The organism is Rhodothermales bacterium (assembly GCA_040221055.1).
GTDB lineage: Bacteria > Bacteroidota > Rhodothermia > Rhodothermales > UBA10348 > 1-14-0-65-60-17.
The window spans coordinates 55,406-78,511 of record JAVJVN010000013.1 but is presented as its reverse complement, the minus strand read 5'-3'; the positions used below and the strand labels follow the sequence as shown (position 1 = coordinate 78,511).

The following is a 23,106-nucleotide window of genomic DNA, read 5'->3' as shown; positions in this document are numbered from 1 at the left end:
ACATAAAACACGAATCATGAAGCATACGTTTTCTTTCTTTTTCGCCCTCGGCCTGGCGCTCGCCCTGATGGCACCCGCCAGCCAGGCCCAGGATGAAACCCCCTGGACGCCACTCGAGCCGGGTTCGGACAACATGACCGTTCTCGGGCACATCCCGCTCGGCAAACCGCTGAACACCAAGGACCTGGACATCGAGCAGGAACTGTCGCGCCCCTATGTCTATGTCTCGCGGGGAACCGTGGGCGAAGGCACCGAGCGCGGCACGGACATCATTGACATCTCCGACCCGTCGAATCCGCGCGTCATCAAGCGTTGGCGCATTGAGGACCAGGACCTGCATACCGGCCTGGGCGGAATGGACGTGAAGTACTTCAAGTGGGCCGGCCGGTACTATGTGGTGCAATCCACCCAGTTCGGGCCCGGACCGAACACGGACGTCGGTGCCGTCGTGCTGGATGTCACAGGACTTCCGGACCCGAATTCCGTCCGCGAAGTGGCGCGCATCCGTGAGCCGGAACTGCCGGGTGGCTTCCACAACATCTTCATTTACAAGCACTCCAACGGGCGCGTGTATCTGTTGACGACCGTTACTGGACCCAACTCCCACATTTATGACCTCGGAAAGGTCGTTGAGGGGGATGTCGAAAACGCACTGGTGGGCCCGGTGCCGGTCCCGGGCGTGGAAGACAACAACGGATCCTACCATGACCTCTACGCCGCATGGCACCCGGACACGGAACAGGATCGGTTCTATGGCGGAGGCACGGGCGGTTATTATGTCTACAACATCACGGACCCGGAGAACCCGGAACTGGAAATTTCCCTGACCGGCGTCACCGGCGTCCGGTACGGTCACACGTTCACGCCCAGCCCGGACGGTCGCTACGCCGTAACCGAAACGGAATACCAGTACGCCCCGCTCCGGATGTTCGACATGAAGCCGGCACTGGATGGCGAGGTGACCAACATCCGTACGCCGATTTCGGCCTGGACCGCCAACTGGAAGAACCTGGTCCACAACCACGAAGTCCGTTGGCCCTATGTGTTCGTATCGGGCTATCATGACGGGCTGCAGGTTTTCTCCATGATGGATCCATACAATCCCCAGACCGTCGGCTATTTCGACACGTACACCGGATCCCGCAAAGCGGGCGTCATGGCGGGCAACATTGCCAATGGAGCCTTCGGCGTCGATGTCCGGAACGCCGATGGTTTGATTGTCATCAGCGACATGACAACCGGCTTCTGGACGTTCCGCATGGAAGGATTCAACGGCTGGAACGGCGAGGACTGGGGCATGCCGGATATTTCCAGCGTCCAGAAATGGGACGAGGAGTCGAAGGAAGGCACCCGGTGACGTAACGGGCTGCACCCGCACGTTCTGGTCGAACCCAACCCGCAATGCGGCGTAACAGGGGCGGAATCCACCATCCGCCCCTGTTCTCGTCTATGCGCATCCTGCTATCCGCTCTCCTCCTGTCGGCGGGACTCCTTCTGCTGACAAACGACGCGCCGGTTGCCACGGCGGCAACTCCGGCATCCCCTGAACGCTGCGTCGCCCCGACATGGGCAGATCCGGACCCACCGGTCTACTATGCCATCGACCTGGTGTCGACGAAAAAGGTGACGGGCGCACGCATGGCGCGTGGCAAGGGCAACGTCACCTTCGCCCAGTCGCCCTTCGGCGTATCGGTGTCGACGGACGGGCAGTACGTGTATAACCTCTCTGTGGCGATGGAGGGCATCCGCATTCCGGAAGGAAAAGCGGTCGACGTGTGGGTCACCACGCCGCGATTGGACCAGACCATCCATATCGGTCGATTCGGAGCGGACCTGACCGCTGAGGGCTCCGTGGGTTTCAACAAATTCCTGGTCGTCGTCTCGCTTGAGGATGGCACCACCGAACCGGGGACCAGTTGGTCCGGCCCCATCATTGCCCGCGGCATGTCCCGCAGTGGCCTCATGCATACCATGGCGGGCCATGGCCCGTTCGAGGCCGAGCCCTGCGCTACGTACGGATACAACTGATCCCTGAAATGACCCAACGCTTCCCCCTGGTCCCGGCCGTTTTCACGGTCGCCATCAGCCTGGCCACCTCCAGTCCGGTGCTCGCGCAGGATCATGACATGCACGCCGGACACAACATGGACATGCCGGCCATGGTCGGCGACAGTCTGGTCTGGCGCATGCCTCCCATGGACATGTCCATGCCCATGATGCCGGGTATGGACACACAGGAACCGATTGTTGCACCCTTCCTGCCGGCGGCCGGGATGGATGTATCCATGTTTCCTGAAGCGCGGCCCTTCGAAATCATGGACGTGGAGGATGGCGCCATGGTGCATCTGGAAGCCGGCCTGGTCCGTCGGACCATCGGCGACCAGACGTTCGTTATGATGGGCTACAACGGGCAGTATCCCGGGCCGGTCCTCCGCGTCAAGAAGAATGCCCGCGTGACGGTGCATTTCGTGAACAACATCCAGATGCCCACCACGGTCCATTGGCATGGGTTGCGCCTGGACGATTATCGCTTCGACGGCATCCCGGGCATTTCCCAGCCACCGGTCGAGTCAGGGGAGAGCTTCCAGTATGAATTGAATTTCCCGGACGAGGGCCTGTACTGGTACCATCCGCACATGCGCGAGGACGTGCAGCAGGACCTGGGTCTGTATGGCAACATGCTTGTGGATCCGATAGAGGATGACTACTACGCCCCGGTCAACAGGGAAGTCACCCTCGTACTGGACGACATCCTCATGGACAGCCAGGGAATCATCCCCTACGGCGATTCCGCTCCTACGCATGCCCTCATGGGCCGCTTCGGAAACGTCATGCTGGTGAACGGGGTCACGAACTACGAAATGACCGTCAAGAAAGGCGAGGTCGTCCGGTTCTTCCTGACCAATGTGGCCAATTCCAGGTCCTTCAACGTGGTATTCGGAGGCGCTCCCATCAAGGTAGTGGCGTCGGATGTCAGCAAGTATGAGCGCGAAATGCCAACCGGCAGCGTGGTCATATCACCGGCCGAGCGATACATCGTGGATGTCCTGTTCGAAGACGCCGGTCCGGTTACGGTCACCAACGCGGTCCAGGCCATCGACCATTTCCGGGGGGAATTCTATCCCGATGTCCGGACGTTGGCCGTAATCAACGTGGAAGATGGCACGCCGGAAACCGATTTCTCACAGGAGTTCCGGGAGTTCCGTACCAACGAGGATGTGATTGCGGATATCGATGCGTTCCGCCCGTTCTTCGACAAGGAGCCCGACCACCGTCTGGAGCTCACGGTCCGTGTGAACAACCTGCCGTTACCCATCATGATGATGATGGAGGTCGATACGCTGTACGTCCCTCCCATGGAGTGGAACGATGCGATGCCCATGATGAACTGGGTATCGACGGGCGAACAGGTGGAGTGGATCCTGCATGACGTGGACACCGGGAAGGAGTCCATGGAAATCGACTGGTCCTTCAAGAAGGACGACGTCGTCAAGATCCGCGTTTTCAACTCGCCGCGGTCCTTCCATCCCATGAATCATCCGTTCCACATCCATGGCCAGCGATTCCTGGTCACCCACATTGACGGGGTTCCGAATCCGAACCTCGTCTGGAAGGACACGGCCATCGTGCCGGTGGGATCCACGGTCGATTTCCTGGTCCACATGTCCAATCCGGGTAAATGGATGGCCCACTGCCACATTGCCGAACACCTGCATTCGGGCATGATGCTGCCGTTTGAAGTGACGGAATAGGTCAGAATTTGACCAGCGTCGTCGTGAACTGCTTTCGTCCTGCTGTGAGACGCGCAACGTAGATGCCACTGCCGAACCCGGTCGCCGTCCACTCTACGGTGTGGAAACCGGCCGGACGCCTGCTGTCAGCGACCGTTGCTACACGGCGTCCGAGGATGTCATACAGTTCCAAGCGCACCTGCGAGTCCACAGGAAGGTCATACGGCAGCGTAATCCGGTCATTGAAGGGGTTTGGGTAGGCCGCATGCAATGCAAAGCGCGTTGGAAGTGCGTCCGTCATGTCCTCGCTGTCTACCGTCATGGTTTCGCCCGTAACGCGGCTCGAGAGCAATCCTCCTGCCTCCCAGTCGTATCGGATGGTCATGGCGGCGTTGACGACGGTGAACTGTGTTAGACGTGCCGCCGTATCGTGCGCATAGCGAACGGTATGCGTACCGAAGTCCTGGGAAGCAGCCGGTCGTGCCGCCGCAAGGAGTACGGCCACGATCAAACACAGGATGTCTGACAGCGTTGACATCCGGACTCGGATTCTCGTCGGTGTCGTGTTCATGATTCGTGTCCTCTTATAGTCCTTTGTACCCGGGAAGCCACTTCTGGACCGTACGACGCATGCTGCGTTGTTGCGCGTCGATCTGGGCTTTGACCTCGATGTCGAGCTCGGCGGCCGCGTCCTTGGCTTCGTAGTAGTCGCCCAGATCCTCGTTGCCGAAGAAGATCATGATCTGGGCGCCTGTGTCGAAAATCACGCCCGTGACGCCCCCCTGGTCATCGAACGAGTCGGCAACACCTGCGAGGCTGTCGCCGAAATCATGATCTGAACTGATGGGTGAGAGCACGACGTCCGTTACGAGGCCTCCCGCGGCGCGACCGGCATTGCGGAAGATATTCCCGAGTTCGGGCGGTGGAATTCCGGCAAGGGATAACCCGGCATCCGTCAAATCCGATGCAATCACAATGGCAGCGACGTACGGATTGGCGGTCAATGCGATATCGACGGCACCGACACCAAGCCCGCGAGCCACGTTACCCGACTGGTACGTTTCAAGCCCAGCTGAAATCAGGCCGCTCGCGTTGGGGGCGAGCGAGCCACCTTTGAGGGCGGCCCCGCCAATCTTGCTGCCCGTGAAGCTGCCGAAGGTGAGCGAGCCCAGTTTCTCGTTGATCTTGGAAAGCCCAGGCGTCTTGATGCCACCTGCCGCCTCGTCGGCCAACGTCTCCAGGTCCGTCACCAGGATGCCGAGAACGCCGACGAGTTGCTGAAGCGCCTTTTCACGTTGCCCGAGCGGATCGGTGAATGCCGTCGGGTTCAGCGCGGCGTACTGATAGGGATTAAGGTGCAAGGGATCGAATGTCAGCACGGGATCCGGCGATAGAAACTGCGCCGATTCACTGTCATAGACACGTTGGCGCATGTAATAGAGCCCGTCTCCGAGATCCATCACGCCCTCCTGTCCACGCCAGGTAAAGGGGTGCCCCTCTGTTTGACCCCATGTGCCCAGAGGCTCACCAAACGGCCCGTAGGCCCAAGCGGCAACCATATCCCCGTCGTCGTTCGTCACCAGCCGGGTATTTCCTTGTTCGTCGTAGAGATAGAAGTTGGCGGCACCCGTTGCAGCATCCACGCGGTAAAGCAACTCCCCGGCAGGCGTGTAGACGTAAAAAGCAACGTGTTGGGCATCCTTCGATTGCACAGTGGCTGTCGGAACGGCTGTGGCGTAGTTCCACTGCCAGGCTGCATCCCCCGACGCTCCAGCCGCGCCAACGGTAGTGACCATGCCCATCCCGTCATGATCCATGAGAATGTCCCCTGCCCGAGCGAGGCGCGAGAGTCCGTCCCAGTCGTATGAACGCAAATCGTCGGCCGTGCGACGGCCCTGGGCGTCGAACGTGAAGTCCTCTATCTGGAACGCTGCGTTGTGCGTCCGGGATACAGAGCCCGGCGTGAGTTCGGGTGCCAACATGGCTTGATATTCCGCTTCCAGGGGCAGTCCGGCAGCGCTCCGGGTTACCTCTACGCCAGCTACGACCTCGTTGGATTCCCGGGTATGCCAAAGCTCCGTGAGGTGACCACCATTGGAATACACATGCCCAGTGCGGACTCCGTTGGGCCTGGAAATACGGGTCATCCTGCCGGTGGCATCATACTCAAACGTGGTAACCCGACCGGCCCAGTCGGTGACATTCGCAACGCGACCATTCGCATTGTAGCCGTATTCAACGTCGCCTGCCGGCAATGTCAGCCGAAGAATACGACCTTCTGCATCGCGCTCGACGGCAAGGCTATTCGATGCCGTAATACGACCATTGGCATCCCGAGCAAGCGTCAATCCCTCCGTGGTGAGGAGTCGCCCGGTCACGTCGTAGGTATAGGTATGCTGTGCATTTCCGGACGCCAGACTGACCAGTCGACCCCGCGCATCGTATCCATATGCAATCCGGGTACCATCCGGCATGGTCGCTTCCGTGGCACGACCCGCATCATCGAATGCAAAGGAACGCGTCTGCCCGAGCGGGTTCGTGAAGGACGTAACGCGGCCGCGCGCATCCGTAGTGAACGAATAGGCATCGCCCAGTGGCGTCGTCACCGATACAGGCTCACCGGTGGCATTGTGGCTGTATGACGCGCTGCCTCCAGGGTGGGAGTACGACACTGTACGTCCCGCGGCATCGTGCGTAAGCTGTGCCGACGTGCCGTCCGGACCCGTAATCTGCGTGGCCAGCCCACGCGCGTTGAGCATCATGGACGTCTCCGCACCGTCCGAATTCTGAATCCCGGTAATACGGCCCATGGCATCGGTCGTCACGCTGACGCTGCCTCCCTCCGGATCGTTCATCCCTGTCAAAATCCCCTCTGCATTCCAGGAATACATGGTCACATCACCGCCGGGTGTCGTTTCCGAGAGGATGTTGCCCTGAGCATCGTACGTCCACGTCGTAGTACGGTCCGTTCGGTCGGTGCGCGACGTCATGCGTCCGACGACGTCATAGGTGAAGACGACCGTGTTTCCCGCATAGTCGGTCTGACTCGTCAACTGATCCTGGTCATCGTAGGTAAGCGTACTCGTACGCCCGGCCTCATTGGTGATGGATGTAAGCCGTCCGACGGCGTCCCAGGTATAGGAACGCGACGTACCGTCTTCAAAAGTGGTCCTGATGAGGCGGTCCATTTCATCGTACGCATAGGAACGGGTTTCCCCTGCGGCGTTTGAAAAGCCCGTCAGACGGCCGTCATTGTCCCACGTGTACGTCGTTGCCTTCCCGTCAGGGCCAACAGTTGTCGTAAGCAGGCCGCTGCTGTCATAGGTAAAGGTGGTGGTTCCCTTCCCGGGCACAGACATGCTTGTCACCTGACCGAACGCATTGTGCGAGAAGGTACGCGTCTGGCCCGTCGGGCTGGTTTTGGAGACGCGATTGCCGTTGCTGTCCACAACATAATCGACCTGCGTCCCTCCGGGTGCTGTGCGGGACGACAGGTCGTATACCATGAAATCGTCCTCGTCCATCCGGGGTGTATATGCTGCGGTCGCCGCGGTGCCGTCGGCGTTTATAAACCGTGTCGGCAGTCCACTTTCGGTATGGTACTCAATGCGGGTCTCACTGCCGAGGCGATCGGTGACGCTCGTGCGGCGCCCGGTTGCGTCATAGCCGAATTCGACGGTCCCGAAGGCATCCTGGACACTGCCGAGGGAGCCGTTTTCGTTGTACGTGTAGATCTCAACCTCACCAGCCGGGTTTGTGACGGTCGTGACGTTCTCGCTGGTATAGCTGAGCGATGTCACGCCACCCAGGGCGTCGGTCTGTCGCGTGACGCGGCCGCGCTCATCAAACTCCTGCATGAAGCGGGCGTGACCATCGGGCCCGACAAGGGCCGTCATCAAGGGCGCGCTTCTACCGGCGGCGTACTCCATGGTGGACATCGTTCCGTCGGCGTGCACTACCCCGGAAAGCCACCCGTTGCCATCGTAGGTGAAGCTGACCGTCCGGGTGCCTCCAGAGACGGAGGCCATCCGTCCTGCCGCCCAATTGAATTCAAGCACGCGGCCCGCCCCATCGTCAATCGCCTGGAGTTCCTGGCCCGACCAGGAGAGCGACACAACGTGCCCGCTCCGGGTTCTGAGTCGTGTGAAACGGCCCTCGGCGTCGAACGTGCGCACGACGCCCGAGCGGGGATCGGCAAAAAGATAGCTGCTGCCCTCGACACGGAGCTGCATGGGGGCGTCGAGGGCGGTGACCTGGGTAAGGATGCCGGTGCCCGTCGCGCTTGTATCGCGGAAGGCGAAGAGGCGTCCCTCGGGGCTGACGACTTGCACAAAATCATCCCCTACATCCGGGCCGGCGACCAGACGCCACGCCCACGAGTGGCTCCAGTTGGGCCCAAGTCCGCTTTCGACAAGTCCCGTCGCATCCATGAACGCACCATAGTATCGAACAAAGCTGAGTGGCGTGGGCCCGTTCAAGTGCAGATCGGGCTCGAAGCGATCGTGAAGTTCGCCATTGAACGTGTTCACCGGATCCGATACCGATTCGCTGCCGGGCGTATTGGCACCGGATCCCGGTAACTTGATGACCGCACCCGTGACACTCGATTCGTTGTTGGTCATGGCCGGGTCCTCGGTATCCGATGTCACCGTCGCCGTGTTCGTGTATTCAACGGCCTGCGCTCGCAACAACGGGTCGTCTCCGAAAAGCTCCGAACCATTGACCGAAGCGCCAATCACGAATGTCTTGGTCTGCCCGGGTGCCAATGTCCCCGCGTTGCACCTGACGAGTTGCTGGCCACTGCAGTCGCCCGTAAGTACGGCATCATTGAATATCGGAAACCCGTTGGCGGGGTCGACTGGAAGCTCGTCGGTTGCCACTACGTTCCTTGCTTCCTGCGGACCGTTATTCGTGACGGTGATGGTGAAGATCTGGGCACCATTTTCTAGAATGGTGGGCGCGGCCATGACCTTGCTGACCGAGACGTCTGCGACGGTCTTCACGGTCACGACTGCGGAGTCGGTTACGGGACCCGGAATTTCAGCGCTGGTGGCCTGTGCCGTATTCGTGATTTCACCGGCGCCGGTCGCACGTACGCGAAACTCCCAGATGAACGATTCGCCGGGACCGATCGTCGGCGTCGTGCAGGTCACCACTCCGAGACTGTGTACGCAGTCATTCGTTGCGCCGAACAGGAACTCCACGAAATCAAGACCCGCGGGCAGACCATCCTGTACCTGAACATCGCTTATGGCACTCGTTCCCGGGTTCGACACCGTGAGCGTAAACGTTGTCATGTTGTCTTGCGTGATTTCACTGTCACTTACGGATTTCACGAGCGACAGGCCGGGCTCTGGGGCCTCCGTTATCTGAATCACCACTTGCGACGTATTATTGCCCGAGTTGGGGTCGAATTGATCATGCGACAGCGTCGCGGGAAACTCATAGGTGCCCACGGCATCTCCTTGAAGATGCACATTGAACATGCGGACCGCACCTGCGGAGAAACTCGCGTAGTTGCAGTCAATTGTTGTTCCCGTTTGAACGCACGATACCTGTTCGTCACCCGATACGCGGAGATAGCTGACCCCATTCGGGATGGTCAGCAACGTACGCATGTTGGTCGTATTGAGAGGGCCGCCACCAAAAGTCGACGTATTGTCGATGGTGACGACGATTACGAACTCCACACCCGTGAAGTACGTGAGCGGTGCAGCCTCAAGTGAGATCGCGGCGTCCGTCCCGCTGGCTGTCCGGGTGGATGACACGCAGAGCAGAAGTCCGATGAGCAGAAGGAGGCGGATCCTGAAGGTCGGACGCGTGGTGTGCGAGTGCATCATGACGTGGGCACGAGTAATGAAACCAGCACCCGGAGTATAGCTGGTCTTCACCAAACATGCACATTCCCGTCGTCCGGATCAATTCCCGGCCAGCCGCTCCTGGATCGTTGAAATCATGACCTTTCCGCCCTCGTTCGACGGATTCATGAGGACGCTCTTCCGGTAGTGGGTGAGCGCCGTCTCGAAGTCACCCTTGACGTAGTAGGCTTCCCCCAGCGAATCGAACACATTGTAGCTGTCGGGATACTCGGTCGTATTGAGCTCGAAGAAGGCAATGGCCTCGTCTACTCGTCCACTCCGCAACAGATTGTACCCCAATGTGTTGAGGGCATCTTCCACATACGCGCCCGGAGGCATCTGGCCGCGCGCATCGTGGTAGCGCGAGAGGGCGGCTTCCAGTCCGTCGGCAGCGAGAACATCCATAAGGTTCCGACCCAGGATATACACGGGATCGTCCACCGATTCGTAGTTGAGCCAGGCCACAGCCGTACCCGGCCCGTCGATCAGGAGATCGTAGACCTCTTCCAGGATGAGCATGCCGTTGTCACTGTTTGTGAAGAGGACGAAGCCCGACGTGGCGCCCGGTGCCACCCAGGCAAAGGCCTTGTAACCGGCATTGTCTCCCCAGTGCCAGAGCGCCTGTCCGGCCGGCGTGGGTTCCAGCCCCACCCCTTCACTCCAGTAAATGCCGTCTTCTGCTGAAATGGAGGGCTGGGTAAGCGCGGTGACTGCATCCTCGGGCAACCCTTCTCCAGTGGCCAGGGCAATCATGAACCGGGCGTAATCCGCCGCTGTCGTATGCAGACTGAAGGCAGCGTTGGCGACCTCCGGGGTGAACTTGTTGAGGGCGACGCCTTCCCGATCGTGCCCGACGGCAAGCACCGGCGTGTACGTGTCGCGCCATACGAAGCTGCTGGATGTCATGCCCAGCGGCCGGAAGACCAGCTGCTGCGCGAGGGCGTGCAGATTGGACGAGGTGGCTTTTTCCACAGCCTGCTGCAGAAACACGAATCCTTCTCCGGAATAGCTGAACTGCAGCCCGGGGTCGGTCAGGATGGCCAGATCTCCGCCGGCTGGCCGCCAGTTCGGAAATCCGGATGCGTGCCGAAGGACCGTTCGGGCCGTGATGTCGAACAACCGGGGGTCGGTGCCGGACCTATCATAGGCCAGATACTCGGCCAGGGGGCGGTCCAGGTCGAACGCGCCGTCCGCCGCCAGCCTGTGCACGACCCATGCGACGACGGGCTTGCTGAGCGATGCGGCCTCAAACACGGTTTCCGGCGTCACCTTCGGAGCGGTAACGGCGCTTCGGACCCCCACGACATGGGTCCAGGCGACCTCGCCGTTCTCCATGTAGGCCAACGACATACCTGGTATCCGGGCCCGGTCGGCCAGTTCGTTCAATTGATCTGCAATGGCCCCGGGGGCCTGGGCCGCCGCCGGTGGGCCGAACAGGAACGCGACCACCAGTACGGCCGTCTGGAAAGGGATTGTGTTTCTCATCATACCGTGCCATAACAACGAAACGGCTCCCGGTTCCGGCACATGCGCACCATAAGGGCGTATTATGGGATTGTCGTCCCGTTCTTCGAGCCTGTTCGCGCCTGTTTGTCCCTTTCCATGAACCCGGAGTTGTCCATGCAATCACGCCGCGTTTTCCTGAAAACATCCGCGCTGGCCTCGGCCGGGGCGTTCGTGGCGGGTGGCGTCCTGTCACCGTTCCACCGGGCGGCCGGAATGAGCACGCGACGCAATTTCACCCCCATTCGCCGCGGCGTGGGCACGTTTGAACAGCGAGGGGGCACCATCGGATGGCTGGTCCGCCCGGATGCTCTCGTGGTGGTGGATTCGCAGTATCCCGACACCGCGGAAATGCTGGTGCAGGGCCTTGCCGAACGATCGGACCGGCGTATTGACCTCCTCATCAATTCGCATCACCATGGTGACCACACCGGGGGGAATGCCACGCTCCGTCCGCATGCGGACCGGGTGTTGGCCCACCGGAATGTGCCTGATCTCATGCGCAGCCGTGGCACGATGGATGACGCCATGATACCCGACCGGACGTTCGGCGAAGTCTGGGAAGAGGATCTTGGCGATGAGACACTCCGGCTGTCCTGGTACGGCCCGGCCCATACCGGGGGCGATGCGGTCATCCATTTCGTGCGGGCCGATGTCGTGCACATGGGCGACCTCGTGTTCAACCGGATGCCGTGCTTCGTGGATGTGGCCGGCGGTGCCGATTCCGCTGGTTGGATGGATGTGCTGCAACGGGTCCATGATGACCACACCCGGGATACCGTCTTCATCTACGGGCACGGCAACCCCGATGCCGGGATCACGGGTACGCGCGACGACCTCTTGGTCTTCCGCGATTTCCTGGGCGGTGTCCGTGACCACGTCCAGGCCGGGATCCGCGACGGCAAGACCGCCGAGGACCTGGCCGTCGACCGATTGCCGGGCTTCGAACAATTCTACCACCCCGACCGTCCGGATGGCGTTGCACGCACCATCAAGATGATCTTTGACGAGCTGTCCGGCGTCTGACCGGCCACTTTCCATACCCCAGAACCAGTACTCAAATACCCATGAAAAACGTCCTCCCTATCCTGCTGCTGGCCCTCATCCTGGGCGCGTGCGGCGGCGAATCACCCGAGCAGACCGAACCGACTGAATCCGAAGCCACCGGTATGACCGCGGGCGACAGCACGGCCGCTTCGTTCCTGTCCCAGGGCGAGAACCTGGCGGTCCCGACGGGATGGCTGGTGCGCGCCGATGACGACTCCATGCCGACGGTCGGCGCCAACGCCGAGGATGCCGAGGCCCAGGACATCTACTTCGTGAACATGACGCCGGGCTGGCACATCACCATGCGCCGACCGCGCGGCATCCTGTGGCACCCGGAACTCACGGCCACCGGCGCCTACACGGCATCCACCAAGATCCATCTGTTCGATCCCGGCGAGCGCCGTGAAGGATACGGACTGTTTCTTGGCGGCAGCGACCTGCAGGGACCGGACCAGGAATACCTGTATTTCCTCATCCGCCGGACCGGTGAGTTCATAATCAAGGTGCGCCGCGGATCGGAAACGGAGACCGTGGTGGACTGGACCGCCCACGATGCCATCGTACCCTACACCGACGCCACCGAAGGAACGGCCGAGAATACCCTGACCGTAATGGTCATGGACGGCATGACCCATTTCCAGGTAAACGGACAGGATGTACACGTATCGACCGACGCGGCACTTCCGACGCAAGGCGTTGTCGGCCTGCGCCTGAATCACGGCCTGAACGTACACGTCGAGTCACTCAGCGTGGAATAAGCAACAGTTCCGTCTGACGGGGATCGATGTACCACACGTGTTCCCCGTCGAAGAAGGCGTCTTCCTCCAACATGATGCGGACCGTCTTGCCATCCCATTCGGGGATGGCGACGGCCGCATTGAGTTCAATGGAGTGCGCCGTGTTCGGATACAAGGGATAGTCCCCTTTGCCCGGTACGCCGCCCTGCATGTCCCACAGGCCGATGGTCGGGCCCGCGCCGTGCCCCTGGAAGCCTATGGGATGCGTATAGATGGTGGCCTCTATGCCCTCCCGGGCGGCCTGGTCGAGCGCCCGGCGCAGGATGTCGTTCCCGCTGCGGCCAGCGACGAATTCGTCCGTCAGGATGTCCTGCAGGCGATTGCCGACGGCGAGCCCACGCACCAGACCGTCGGGCGGCGCGGTTTCACCCGGCCGAAGGACGTACGCCAGCATCTGCGTGTCGGTATTCAGGCGCAGGTAGGTGATGCCGAAGTCCACATGAACCAGGTCGCCGGGCAGGATGACGTCGACCCCTTCCCGGGCGGAGAAATCGTTGTCCCGTTCGTTCGATCCCGCCCGCTGCACGTCCACCGACGGATGGAACCACGTCACGAGTCCCAATTCCCTTATGCGATCCCGGTACCACCACTCCACGTCCTCGGTAGTCGTGACCCCCGGTGTAATGGCCACTTCCGACAGGCCTTCCGAAAGAATGGACCGGGCCATGCGCATGATGGTGGGATACGCCGCCATTTCCGACGGCGTCCGGGTTTCGAGCCATCCGACGGCCAGTTCTTCGGCGCCCCGAACGCGAGGCGCCAGGTCCGGGCCCAGGGCCGCCAGGAGCGCATCGTATTCCGATGCGGTGATCCCGTCGGCCAGGCCGAAGGTTTCCGACCGGTTCACCCCGATAACGCGGGGATTCCATTCCCGGACAAGATCCGCCACGCGGGCCCACTGGTCCGGCTGTGTCTCGGGGTCCCAGCTGCCCTTGAACAGGGTGCCGATGTCATAGCGTGCCACGGCCAGCCTCTGTATGGGCGCGTCGGGACCCGCATCATGGAACATCAGAACGGTCCGCCTCCGCGCCGCAATCCACGTTGCCGGCAGCATGGACCGGATGACCGGGTCCTCGTTGTATTCGCGCGCGGCCACGATCCAGACGTCCACGCCAGCCCGGCGCATGATCATGGGAATGACTGTTTCCATGCGCTCTTCGAGCATGCGGTCGATGGCGGCCGCCTGATCCTTCATGGGCAACACGCCGGGGAATGTGCGTGATCCGGCCGGATCGTGCTGCGCGGCAGACGGAGAAGTCAGGCCACTGAGCGCAAGGAGGCCGGCAAGGATGAGGGCGCAAAGCCCGGTGCCGGGGCGGGTGTGCATACGGAGGTTTTTCATGGCGGGTGGGGTGGCTTTGGTGAGCGGGTCAGGGGCCCTTCAGGACCAACTGGTCGGGCAGGTCATTCTGCTGCGGATTGGGGTTCACGAGCCCGCCCAGCAAGGGCGTCTCGAACGCGGTCACGAAATGGGCCATGGTCGAAAACCAGAATTCCTGCTGGAACTCAAAGAAGTCCTCATCGAACCCCGAGCGCTCACCTTTGTGGCCCAGGATGTCCACATACAGGATGCGCGGCCAGTCCGGGTATTGCTCCTGGGCGGTCTTGATAAGGCTGAACACCGCTCCGGCGGCGTCCTCGAACGTGTCTTCCGGTTCCACCATGTGATACAGCGACACGGTGTTGTCGAAGTTCATGGCTATTCCGGGCGCATCGGGCTTGTTGTATTCAGGTATGAAGCTCATTCGGGCTCTTCCGTTTCAGCATCGGTTTCGGGTTCGTCGTCATCGTCGTCATCCGACGCGAGCGCGTCCAGGTCCAGGACCTCGTCCTCCTCGTCCGTGTCGTCCGTGAACCGCTCGAGTTCGGCCCGGAGCCAGATTCCGGTGGGTGTGTCCATGCCGGCCAGGTCCTCCGGCGTCCCTGAGAACAGGATCCGGCCGCCGCCGCGCCCCCCGTCGGGCCCGAGGTCGATGACGTGATCGGCGACCTTGATGACGTCCATGTTGTGCTCAATGACCACAACCGTATTTCCTTTGGTGACCAGCGCCTGCAACACCACCAGCAAGTGCCGGATGTCCTCGAAATGCAGGCCGGTCGTGGGCTCGTCCAGGATGTAGAGGGTGGACCCGGTACCCGGACGGGACAGCTCCTTGGCCAGTTTGACGCGCTGGGCCTCGCCGCCCGACAGCGTGGTGGCCTGCTGACCCAGCCGGATGTACCCCAGTCCCACCGAGTGCAACGTGCGCAGCTTCCGGGCAATCCGCGGGACGTGCTCGAAGAACGCCAGGGCATCCTCGACGGTGAGGGCCAGCACTTCGGCAATGGACTTGCCCTTGTACTTCACTTCGAGCGTTTCGGCGTTGTAGCGCCGCGCATCGCACGTCTCACACACCACATACACGTCCGGCAGGAAGTTCATTTCCAGCTTCACGATGCCGGCGCCCTTGCACGTTTCGCATCGTCCCCCTTTCACGTTGAAGGAGAAGCGACCCGCCTTGTATCCCCGGATCTGCGATTCAGGCAACTGCGTGAACAGATCCCGGATGTGCCCGAACAGGCCCGTGTAGGTGGCCGGATTCGAGCGCGGCGTCCGGCCGATGGGACTCTGGTCGATGTCGATGACCTTGTCCACGTGCTTCATGCCGTCCACGCTGTCGTACTTGAGCGGAACGGTCTTGGCCCCGTGGAAATGGGCGGCCAGGATGGGGTAGAGGGTCTGGTTGATGAGCGACGACTTCCCGCTGCCCGATACGCCGGTAACGCACGTGAGCGTCCCGAGCGGAATGGACAGGGGATCACCCTTCAGGTTGTGCCCACGGGCGCCGGTGAGCGTGATGGCCTTTCCGGTACCCTTGCGGCGGGTCTTGGGAATCCGGATGGACCGTTTCCCGCTCAGATAGGCCCCTGTGAGGCTTTCACCGGCCTCGACCACGCGACCGCCGAGCTCCCCGGCCCCCGGCCCCAGGTCCACCACGAAGTCCGCGGCCTCGATGATGTCCCGGTCATGCTCCACGACGAGCACGGAGTTCTCCAGGTCCCGGAGCTGTTTCAGGGATGCGATGAGTCGCTCGTTGTCCCGCGCGTGGAGCCCGATGGACGGTTCGTCCAGGACATAGAGCACACCCGTCAACTGCGTCCCGATCTGGGTCGCCAGACGGATGCGTTGGCTTTCTCCCCCGGACAGCGAACGGGCCGGCCGGTCCAGTTCCAGGTAGCCCACGCCCACGTTCACCATGAAGTCCAGTCGTTCGCAGATCTCCTTGATGATGGGACCGCCAATGATCTGCTGCCGCTCCGTGAGATCCAGCCCCCGGAGGGCCGTGCGCAGCCCGTCCAGGTCCATACGCACCAGATCCGCAATCGAATGCGGCCCAAGCCGGTACGACAGACTTTCGCGCTTCAGACGACCGCCCCCGCAGGTGGCGCAGTCCATCATCCGCATGTACCCCTCGGCCCACTTCCGCGACTTGTTGGACGAGGTGTTCTCGTAGGTGTGCCAGACGTGGCCGTAGACACCGGAGAACCGGTGCTTGTACGTGACCTGGCGGTCCTTGTAGGAATAAACAATGTCGAACTGCTCGTCGCCGGCGCCCTCCAGAAGCACGGTGCGGGCTTCGTCCGACAGTGCACCAAGCGGCGTGTCGAAGCCGAAACCATAGGCCTCGGCCACGGCCCGTACCTGGGCGAACACCCAGATATCCCGGGGCTCCCCGAGGACCGCGATACCCCCTTCGTTGATGGTCTTTCCCGGATCCGGAATGACCAGTTCGGGGTCGATTTCCCGCTTGGAACCCAGACCGTTGCAGTCCGGACACGCGCCATAGGGCGAGTTGAACGAGAACGTGTTCGGGGACGGGTCGTCGTAGGATATGCCGTCCTCCGGACTGAAGAGATGCCGACTGAACAGCCGGTCCCGGTCTTCATCCAGCAGGCGCACGATGAGTGTACCGTTGCCCATGCCGAGCGCAGTCTCCACCGATTGGCTTACACGACTCCGGATGCCCTCGCGGATGACGAGTCGGTCCACCACCACCTCGATATCGTGGGTCTTGTACCGATCCACTTTCAGGTCCTTTTCGACTTCGACGAGTTCGCCGTCAATGCGGACCCGCTGGAATCCTTGCTTGGCAATCTGTTCGAGAAGTTCGCGGTAGTGCCCCTTCCGCCCCTTCACGAGCGGCGCCATCAGCAACACGCGGGACTCCTCGGGCAGGGACAGGATGCCGTCAATGATTTCGTCGTCCGACTGCTTCCGCATTTCACCGCCGCTTACGTATGAATAAGCGGTGGCGGCGCGGGCATACAGCAGGCGCAGGAAATCGTAGATCTCGGTTACGGTCCCGACCGTGGACCGGGGATTCCGGCTCACGGTTTTCTGCTCGATGGCAATGACCGGCGACAGGCCGTCAATGAAATCCACGTCCGGGCGCTCCATCATGCCCAGGAACTGCCGGGCGTAGGCCGACAGGCTTTCCATGTAGCGACGCTGACCCTCGGCATAGATGGTATCGAAGGCCAGCGACGATTTGCCTGAACCCGACAACCCGGTAATCACCACCAGTTGGTTCCGCGGGATATCCAGATCAACATTCTTCAGATTGTGCTCGCGGGCACCCCGGACGACAATGCGTTCATTCATGGGAGCGCCCGGACCAGCCACACGACGACGAGCGTCAGGAATGCGCCCCGCAGCAGGAGTCCCAGTTCCACCGGTCCCCCGAAAGCAGCCACGCTGCCGGGTGCCGCGAACCAGTAATACAGGCCGGCGCTCAGCGCGGCGAGCAACGGCGATACCCGCCGGGGCGGGAGGTCGGCGAGCCCGATGGGCGCGGCAAAGGCAACCAGGCTCGCGGCGCCCATGCCGAGAACCGTGCCGTAGATTTCGAGCGCAGAGCTGGACGGAACGTCATCCACCAGGAAATAGCCCAGAATGATCCCCGGAAGGACGGTTGCAAACAGCCCCATGGGTGTCCTGAGCCACGACCGTCCACCGGAATCGCTGCCTCCGCGGGACGCCGTGTGTACCGCCTTGAGCGTATCGATATCCATGCAGCCCTTGGTGGAACAGAGTGTACAGGGTACGCAGCGGGGATTCCGTACGTGGATGAGGGGATGCTGACCGTAGAGTTTCTCGACCGGCAGGACGGGACAGACCGAATTGCAGAACCCGCCCTTGGCCCGCACAAACCAACCCGAAGCGAACGCAGCCCCGACAATGAGCAGCAGCAGCACACCAAGTGCCGGTCCGTTCCCGTTCAAGAGGACATGACGCAGCGGAATGAGCACCAGCAGAAGGCCTATGCCTACCGTCCAGAGGATCTTCATGGCCTGCGTGGACATGGGGCGGCCCCGGTCATTGGAACGGAAGGTGTTGGCCGAAGCAATCGGACACACGCCACGCCACAATCCGGCGTTCAACAGGAACGACGCCGGCAGCACCGGCACGATCCCGTACCAGGCCAGCCGCAGCGTCAAATCAGGCGCCAGGAACAGCCCGGCCACCACGGCCAGCGTTACACCAAAGGCCACGATCTGTGCCGTCGTCCATAGCCGGCGGCTCCAGGGGGAAAGCGGGGTGCCCAGCGTCGCGCGCATGATGAGCGCGCGTCAAGCGGGAAGTTCGGCGCCGGAATCGCGGAAGTAGACGTCCCCGCCGAGCAGCTGGTCAATGGCGACCTCGGTCGGCTCGGGCTTCACTTCATATTCGAGCGAAACCTTCGCCTGCTCCTCCTGGAAACGCGGATCTTCGAGTTCCTGTTCGAAACCCTCGAAGTAGGCCAGCTTCTCATCCAACTCGGCCTTGCTCTGCGTGGACACCTGACGGGCTCGCTTGGACAGCACGGCAAGGGACTCGTAAACGTTGCCGGTTGCCGCCGCAACGGCGTTCATGTCGATACTTTTGATAGCCATCAGTCGTCGTGTAGTGGATATGGGGACCTGCTTAATCTACGAACAGGCTCCCGGGGTTTCGTGGTTAACGGTTTCTTGACAGTACGCCGCGCGTTTAAGCACGGTTTCGCGTGGTCGATACACCTCGTATCCAGCCACGTCCAAACGTTTACCATGCGCCGTCTTCTTCTGCTGCTGTTCCCGATCCTTGTCTTTTCCACGGGATGCGACGCGCTCTCGAACGATGACGACACCAGCGGTGTGGTCACGCTCTCGGGAGTCGTGTTGAATTCCGATACGGCAGCACCGGTCCCCGGTGCCTTCGTCCGCATCCTGCCCATGGACCTCCTGTTCGAGGCCGATGCGTCGGGCGAATACAGCGTGGACGTTGAAATAGACAGCACCATGGACTTGACGGTCCAGGCCTCCCTCGACGGGTTCTCATCGGCCAATACGACGGTCCTGGCGCTGGCCGGACGCATCATCCAGGTACCGACCATCTCCATTGCTCCCGCAGCCGATGCACCCAAGGAGTCCGGACGAGCCGCAAACATGCTGCTCATCGGACAGTCCATTGCAGCCATCGGCGTCCGCGAAAGCGGATCGCAGGAAGTCGCCACGCTCACCTTCCAGCTTGCCGATTCGGTCGGACGCCCGGTCATCCTGACCAAGAGCGCCCGGGTCCAGTTCCGGTTCGGCGCGCGTCCCGGCGGCGGTGAGGAAATCGCCCCGATGGAGGCCACCACCGACAACAACGGCCAGGTCCAGGTCCACGTGTCCTCCGGGACGCGCGCCGGCGTGGTCCAGGTCATTGCCGAAACCGACGTTGCCGGCCGCACGGTCCGTTCCCAGCCGGTTGCGCTGACGATCCATGGCGGACATCCGGCCCAGACCCATTTTTCGCTCGGACCGGTGCGCCGCAATTTCCCGGGTTTGAATATCCTCGGGTTGACGAACAATATTTCCGTGATTGTCGGGGACCAGTACAGCAACCCGGTTCGCCCCGGCACGTCGGTCTATTTCAATACCAGCCATGGCGTCATCGGCGGCTCGGTACAGACCGATGAGTCAGGGCGTGGCTCCGTGGAGTTGACGTCCGCCAACCCACTGCCTTCAGACGGAATTGTCCATGTTACGGCCACGACCGTGGATGAAAACCAGTCCGAGGTCTTTGCCACCACACCGGTCGTGTTCTCCGGAACACCGCTCGTGGAGGTCTCCCCCGGCAACGCGATCCTGAACCAGGCCTATTCCCTGCGCGTCACCGACTACAACGGGAATCCCCTGGTGGCCGGCACGTCCATTGTCGTCAAGGCAGAAGGCACGGCCATCAAGACCGTCGGAAATACCGAGGTCACGCTGTCAGAAACGGCCTTCAGCGGCGGCATGGATTACGAGCACGTCGTCCGCGGGCCGGGCATTACCCAGTTCACGTTCCATGTGATCGAGGACCCCGAAGCGATTGACCCGGACAACCCGGTCACCCCATCCGTGAGTACCATCACGATCACCATCGCAGGAGAGAACGGCAACCTGGAACTGGTATTGAGCGGTGGCGGTGCCCCGGCGCAGTTGCGGGCAGAGAATGCCGAACTGACCGAGACCCGTTCCGGCTACCGTGTGGAGGTCAACCCGATCCGTTGATCCGGTATTCGGCGTACTTGTCCAGGTCGTAGCGTTCGAACCAGAACGCGTGTTCGCTACGGGCCCGTGCCATGGGAATGACGTAGGCCGTCAGTTCCTCGTGCAAGCGGTCACGTACCGCCCCCGCAAACGCATCGGCCAGGGGTACCGCCGAAAACACGGCCCAGTCGTGCCCATCGTGGGCGGGTTCCGGAAGCAGGACCGTACCCCCCTGGTCCAGGACCTCCGTAATGGGCCGCAGCGCCGTCCTCCGGTCCTCCTTGAGGATGATCTCAATGAACGGCCGGGTCTCGGAGAACGTCGGCAACCCGCACACGATGAGCGAACGCGGATTCCGGTCGGTGAGCGCATCCATCAGATCCTCCGGTCGCGTAGCGTCACGGAAGGATGTCCAGAGCTGGGCATCGACCGTGAAATGGATCCGGGGCGTCGGCAGCACCGCATTCAGCACACCCGTAATCGTCTCCGGCAACGTGGACGCCCCCGTCCGACCGGTCTCCAGGTCTGTCGCCGACAGATATCCCCGGAAATACGGGCGGGCACGCAGGAAATCCTCCAGGGACAGGGCCGGACCATCCGGACGGCGCGCGTGCGGACTGGTCTCCCGGGTCAGGATTTCAAGCCCGGCAGGCTCTTCGTGGAAGTACTTCAGGATATGCACTGGAGAACGGGGGCAGGTATCTTGATCCCTCCATCAACGCGCGTGTGTCATCTTGGTTGTACTCCGATCCATCTGGGCCTGGCTTTCGATTTCCCTGCTCACCCTCATCTGGGTGCCGGTCATGTTCGTGACCCATCTGTTCGACCGGGACGAGTGGAAGTACGCGACCGGCCGGCAATTCCGACGGCTGGGCGCGTGGATGGCCGGTGTGAACCCCATCTGGGACGTGCACATCACGGGCGACTTCCCCGCGAACATCCGCAACCCGTACGTGGTCGTGTGCAATCACCAGTCGTTCACCGACATCCCCGTGGTCAGCCGGCTCCCCTGGGACATGAAGTGGGTCGGCAAGGCCGAGACCTTCAAATTGCCCATCCTGGGATGGATGATGCGCATTTCGCGTGACATTCCGGTGCAACGGGACGACCGCCGCAGCCGTGCGGAGGTCATGATCGAGACGAAGAAACGGCTGGACGGCAACATGTCCGTCATGATCATGCCCGAGGGCACACGATCACCGGACGGCCGCGTCCATGCGTTCAACGACGGCGCGTTCAAATTGGCCATGAAGCTCGGCGTACCGGTCTTGCCGCTGGCCCTGGACGGCACGTTCGATGCCCTTCCCCGCAGTGGATGGAAATTCGGCCCACCCTGCACCATCCGCCTGCACGTCTTCCCGCCGGTTGACGTCACCCGTTTCGATGACGGTACGGACTTGACCCGCCATGTACGCGACATGATCGTGCACAAAATTGCCGAGTGGCGCGGCGTACCGGTTTCGGATGTGGATGCGGATGCGGCGGCTGATCCGGGATCCTGACCGTCGATGGTCGACGCCTGCAGGCCGTCCGTCGACAATCTCATTGACCTGCGTCATGGTGTGGCTAGGTTGACCGGAAATCAACCCGTACGCGCCCATGTCCCACTTCCGAACCCCATTATTCAGCGTGTCCTTCCTGGTCGTGCTGCTCTTTCCGTCCTTTGTCCTCTCCTCCGCTGCCCAAAGCCGTGCCGTCGGCGACAGCCTCCGGGCTGCCGGCGACCTGCTTGCCGCCGTCGATGCCTACACCGAGGTGTATGATCAGACACGGCCGGATGAACGCGGCGGAGAAGAGGGCATTTCATATGCATTGGCTTCCACCTATGCGCTGCACCTCGACTATCTCGATCCGGCCTTCAAACACTTGGAGGAAGCCCTGCCGGCCATGGAGTCCATGCGCGTCCTGTACGACCCCGATCTCTATTTCATGACCGAGGACCCCCGTTGGGAGCACATAGAACAGACCATGCTCGATCGGCTCTCCATGCAGGTGTCCGGCGTTTTTGACCGCGAACTGGCGCGAAAACTGTTCCGGATGCGCCGAAACGAGTGGGTTGGGCGCTACCACATGATGCTCCTGTTCCGACAGAGCGCCGGTCAGTCCCCGGTCCTGACTCTGCTGTCGCATGCCATGGGCAAACGGCATGAAAAGAACCAAGCTGTTCTCCTGGACATCCTTGACGACGGAGGCTGGCCCCCCCTTTCCACCGTCGGTGAGGAAGCCGCGTTCGCCGCGGCCAATACACTGACGCACATGGATCTCGAAATGCGCCTCCAGATCCTTCCCGTCATGAAGCGAGCGTGCGAGGCCGGCGAAGCCGACTGGTACGAATATGCGCCATCACTCGACCGGACCGAGTTGGAGTCCGGCCGCCCACAGGTGTACGGTACACAAATGATGCTGGATGAACGCTCCGGCGAGTACGTTCCCCAACCCATGACAGACCCCGAACACGTGGACGAACGCCGTGCCGCAAAGGGAATGGAGCCGATTGCGGATCAACTCGCCCGGTTCAATGCCGCAATGAAAAGGGACTTCCAGGATCGGTAGCAGGTGTCAGCCGGCTTGGCGCGGTCCGGGAGGCGCGTCAAAAACCGGCTAAGACGACCGGCCGAGGAAACCAGCAGATTGGTTTTCGCTTACACGCGCCTT

The 23,106-nt window shown here is 61.7% G+C and carries 17 protein-coding genes; 8 read left to right on the top strand and 9 right to left on the bottom strand.

Features of this window, described 5'->3' with window-relative positions; genetic code table 11:
* Positions 1-16 precede the first annotated feature (16 nt).
* The 3 genes from RIE53_07390 to RIE53_07380 all read left to right on the top strand — a co-directional run bounded on the left by RIE53_07390 (position 17) and on the right by RIE53_07380 (position 3,752).
* Positions 17-1,357 carry a hypothetical protein gene (locus RIE53_07390; protein ID MEQ9104507.1) on the top strand — a complete coding sequence of 447 codons (1,341 nt, stop codon included), beginning with the start codon at positions 17-19 and terminating at the stop codon, positions 1,355-1,357.
* 92 nt (positions 1,358-1,449) lie between these two features.
* The gene (locus RIE53_07385) at positions 1,450-2,028 is read left to right on the top strand and encodes a hypothetical protein (protein MEQ9104506.1); all 579 of its coding nucleotides are present in this window, start codon (positions 1,450-1,452) and stop codon (positions 2,026-2,028) included.
* Positions 2,029-2,036: 8 nt separating this feature from the next.
* A complete protein-coding gene (locus RIE53_07380) occupies positions 2,037-3,752 on the top strand; it encodes a multicopper oxidase family protein (GenBank protein MEQ9104505.1) in 1,716 nt (571 codons plus the stop codon).
* 1 nt (position 3,753) lies between these two features.
* Here the strand turns inward: RIE53_07380 and RIE53_07375 are convergent, their stop codons facing one another.
* The 3 genes from RIE53_07375 to RIE53_07365 form a co-directional block, all read right to left on the bottom strand.
* Positions 3,754-4,269, bottom strand: coding sequence for a T9SS type A sorting domain-containing protein (locus RIE53_07375; GenBank protein ID MEQ9104504.1), 516 nt, complete (start codon positions 4,267-4,269; stop codon positions 3,754-3,756).
* A 46-nt stretch (positions 4,270-4,315) separates the two neighbouring features.
* On the bottom strand, positions 4,316-9,571 hold the full coding sequence (locus RIE53_07370) for an RHS repeat-associated core domain-containing protein (GenBank protein MEQ9104503.1): 5,256 nt from the start codon (positions 9,569-9,571) through the stop codon (positions 4,316-4,318).
* Positions 9,572-9,649: 78 nt separating this feature from the next.
* On the bottom strand, positions 9,650-11,077 hold the full coding sequence (locus RIE53_07365; protein MEQ9104502.1) for a serine hydrolase: 1,428 nt from the start codon (positions 11,075-11,077) through the stop codon (positions 9,650-9,652).
* A 39-nt stretch (positions 11,078-11,116) separates the two neighbouring features.
* Between RIE53_07365 and RIE53_07360 the strand changes: the two genes are divergently transcribed.
* Both RIE53_07360 and RIE53_07355 read left to right on the top strand, forming a co-directional pair.
* Positions 11,117-12,118: an MBL fold metallo-hydrolase gene (locus RIE53_07360; GenBank protein MEQ9104501.1), complete on the top strand. Its 1,002-nt coding sequence runs from the start codon at positions 11,117-11,119 to the stop codon at positions 12,116-12,118.
* A 41-nt stretch (positions 12,119-12,159) separates the two neighbouring features.
* Complete coding sequence (locus RIE53_07355; protein ID MEQ9104500.1) at positions 12,160-12,897, top strand: hypothetical protein; 738 nt, start codon at positions 12,160-12,162, stop codon at positions 12,895-12,897.
* Here RIE53_07355 and RIE53_07350 read toward each other — a convergent pair.
* Genes RIE53_07350 through RIE53_07330 form a run of 5 tightly spaced genes read right to left on the bottom strand, consistent with a single transcriptional unit; the run spans position 12,884 to position 18,828 of the window.
* Positions 12,884-14,278, bottom strand: a complete 1,395-nt coding sequence (locus tag RIE53_07350; protein ID MEQ9104499.1) for a M24 family metallopeptidase — start codon at positions 14,276-14,278, stop codon at positions 12,884-12,886. The genes RIE53_07355 and RIE53_07350 overlap by 14 nt on opposite strands.
* A gap of 28 nt (positions 14,279-14,306) precedes the next feature.
* On the bottom strand, positions 14,307-14,681 hold the full coding sequence (locus tag RIE53_07345; protein ID MEQ9104498.1) for a hypothetical protein: 375 nt from the start codon (positions 14,679-14,681) through the stop codon (positions 14,307-14,309).
* The gene (uvrA, locus tag RIE53_07340) at positions 14,678-17,578 is read right to left on the bottom strand and encodes an excinuclease ABC subunit UvrA (protein ID MEQ9104497.1); all 2,901 of its coding nucleotides are present in this window, start codon (positions 17,576-17,578) and stop codon (positions 14,678-14,680) included. The genes RIE53_07345 and uvrA overlap by 4 nt, the downstream gene beginning before the upstream one ends.
* Entirely contained in the window at positions 17,575-18,534 is a 960-nt protein-coding gene (locus RIE53_07335) for a hypothetical protein (GenBank protein ID MEQ9104496.1), read from the bottom strand. The genes uvrA and RIE53_07335 overlap by 4 nt, the downstream gene beginning before the upstream one ends.
* A 12-nt stretch (positions 18,535-18,546) precedes the next feature.
* Complete coding sequence (locus RIE53_07330) at positions 18,547-18,828, bottom strand: DNA-directed RNA polymerase subunit omega (protein MEQ9104495.1); 282 nt, start codon at positions 18,826-18,828, stop codon at positions 18,547-18,549.
* A gap of 174 nt (positions 18,829-19,002) precedes the next feature.
* On the opposite strand from RIE53_07330, the gene RIE53_07325 reads away from it, so the two are divergent.
* Positions 19,003-20,472: a hypothetical protein gene (locus RIE53_07325; protein MEQ9104494.1), complete on the top strand. Its 1,470-nt coding sequence runs from the start codon at positions 19,003-19,005 to the stop codon at positions 20,470-20,472.
* Here RIE53_07325 and RIE53_07320 read toward each other — a convergent pair.
* Positions 20,456-21,133, bottom strand: coding sequence for a hypothetical protein (locus RIE53_07320; protein ID MEQ9104493.1), 678 nt, complete (start codon positions 21,131-21,133; stop codon positions 20,456-20,458). The two genes, RIE53_07325 and RIE53_07320, sit on opposite strands and share 17 nt — an antisense overlap.
* A gap of 52 nt (positions 21,134-21,185) precedes the next feature.
* Here RIE53_07320 and RIE53_07315 point away from each other — a divergent pair, with 52 nt between their 5' ends.
* Both RIE53_07315 and RIE53_07310 read left to right on the top strand, forming a co-directional pair.
* Positions 21,186-21,953 carry a 1-acyl-sn-glycerol-3-phosphate acyltransferase gene (locus RIE53_07315; GenBank protein MEQ9104492.1) on the top strand — a complete coding sequence of 256 codons (768 nt, stop codon included), beginning with the start codon at positions 21,186-21,188 and terminating at the stop codon, positions 21,951-21,953.
* Between the two features lie 97 nt (positions 21,954-22,050).
* Positions 22,051-23,004: a hypothetical protein gene (locus RIE53_07310; GenBank protein MEQ9104491.1), complete on the top strand. Its 954-nt coding sequence runs from the start codon at positions 22,051-22,053 to the stop codon at positions 23,002-23,004.
* Positions 23,005-23,106 lie beyond the last annotated feature (102 nt).

Excerpts from the sequence above, each read along its gene's own strand:
- RIE53_07335 (MEQ9104496.1), bottom strand. The coding sequence starts at position 18,534 with ATGCGCGCGACGCTGGGCACCCCGCTTTCCCCCTGGAGCCGCCGGCTA.
- RIE53_07365 (MEQ9104502.1), bottom strand. The coding sequence starts at position 11,077 with ATGATGAGAAACACAATCCCTTTCCAGACGGCCGTACTGGTGGTCGCG.
- uvrA (MEQ9104497.1), bottom strand. The coding sequence starts at position 17,578 with ATGAATGAACGCATTGTCGTCCGGGGTGCCCGCGAGCACAATCTGAAG.
- RIE53_07385 (MEQ9104506.1), top strand. The coding sequence starts at position 1,450 with ATGCGCATCCTGCTATCCGCTCTCCTCCTGTCGGCGGGACTCCTTCTG.
- RIE53_07325 (MEQ9104494.1), top strand. The coding sequence starts at position 19,003 with ATGCGCCGTCTTCTTCTGCTGCTGTTCCCGATCCTTGTCTTTTCCACG.
- RIE53_07330 (MEQ9104495.1), bottom strand. The coding sequence starts at position 18,828 with ATGAACGCCGTTGCGGCGGCAACCGGCAACGTTTACGAGTCCCTTGCC.
- RIE53_07355 (MEQ9104500.1), top strand. The coding sequence starts at position 12,160 with ATGAAAAACGTCCTCCCTATCCTGCTGCTGGCCCTCATCCTGGGCGCG.
- RIE53_07380 (MEQ9104505.1), top strand. The coding sequence starts at position 2,037 with ATGACCCAACGCTTCCCCCTGGTCCCGGCCGTTTTCACGGTCGCCATC.
- RIE53_07310 (MEQ9104491.1), top strand. The coding sequence starts at position 22,051 with ATGTCCCACTTCCGAACCCCATTATTCAGCGTGTCCTTCCTGGTCGTG.
- RIE53_07345 (MEQ9104498.1), bottom strand. The coding sequence starts at position 14,681 with ATGAGCTTCATACCTGAATACAACAAGCCCGATGCGCCCGGAATAGCC.
- RIE53_07360 (MEQ9104501.1), top strand. The coding sequence starts at position 11,117 with ATGCGCACCATAAGGGCGTATTATGGGATTGTCGTCCCGTTCTTCGAG.
- RIE53_07350 (MEQ9104499.1), bottom strand. The coding sequence starts at position 14,278 with ATGAAAAACCTCCGTATGCACACCCGCCCCGGCACCGGGCTTTGCGCC.
- RIE53_07370 (MEQ9104503.1), bottom strand. The coding sequence starts at position 9,571 with ATGATGCACTCGCACACCACGCGTCCGACCTTCAGGATCCGCCTCCTT.
- RIE53_07390 (MEQ9104507.1), top strand. The coding sequence starts at position 17 with ATGAAGCATACGTTTTCTTTCTTTTTCGCCCTCGGCCTGGCGCTCGCC.
- RIE53_07375 (MEQ9104504.1), bottom strand. The coding sequence starts at position 4,269 with ATGTCAACGCTGTCAGACATCCTGTGTTTGATCGTGGCCGTACTCCTT.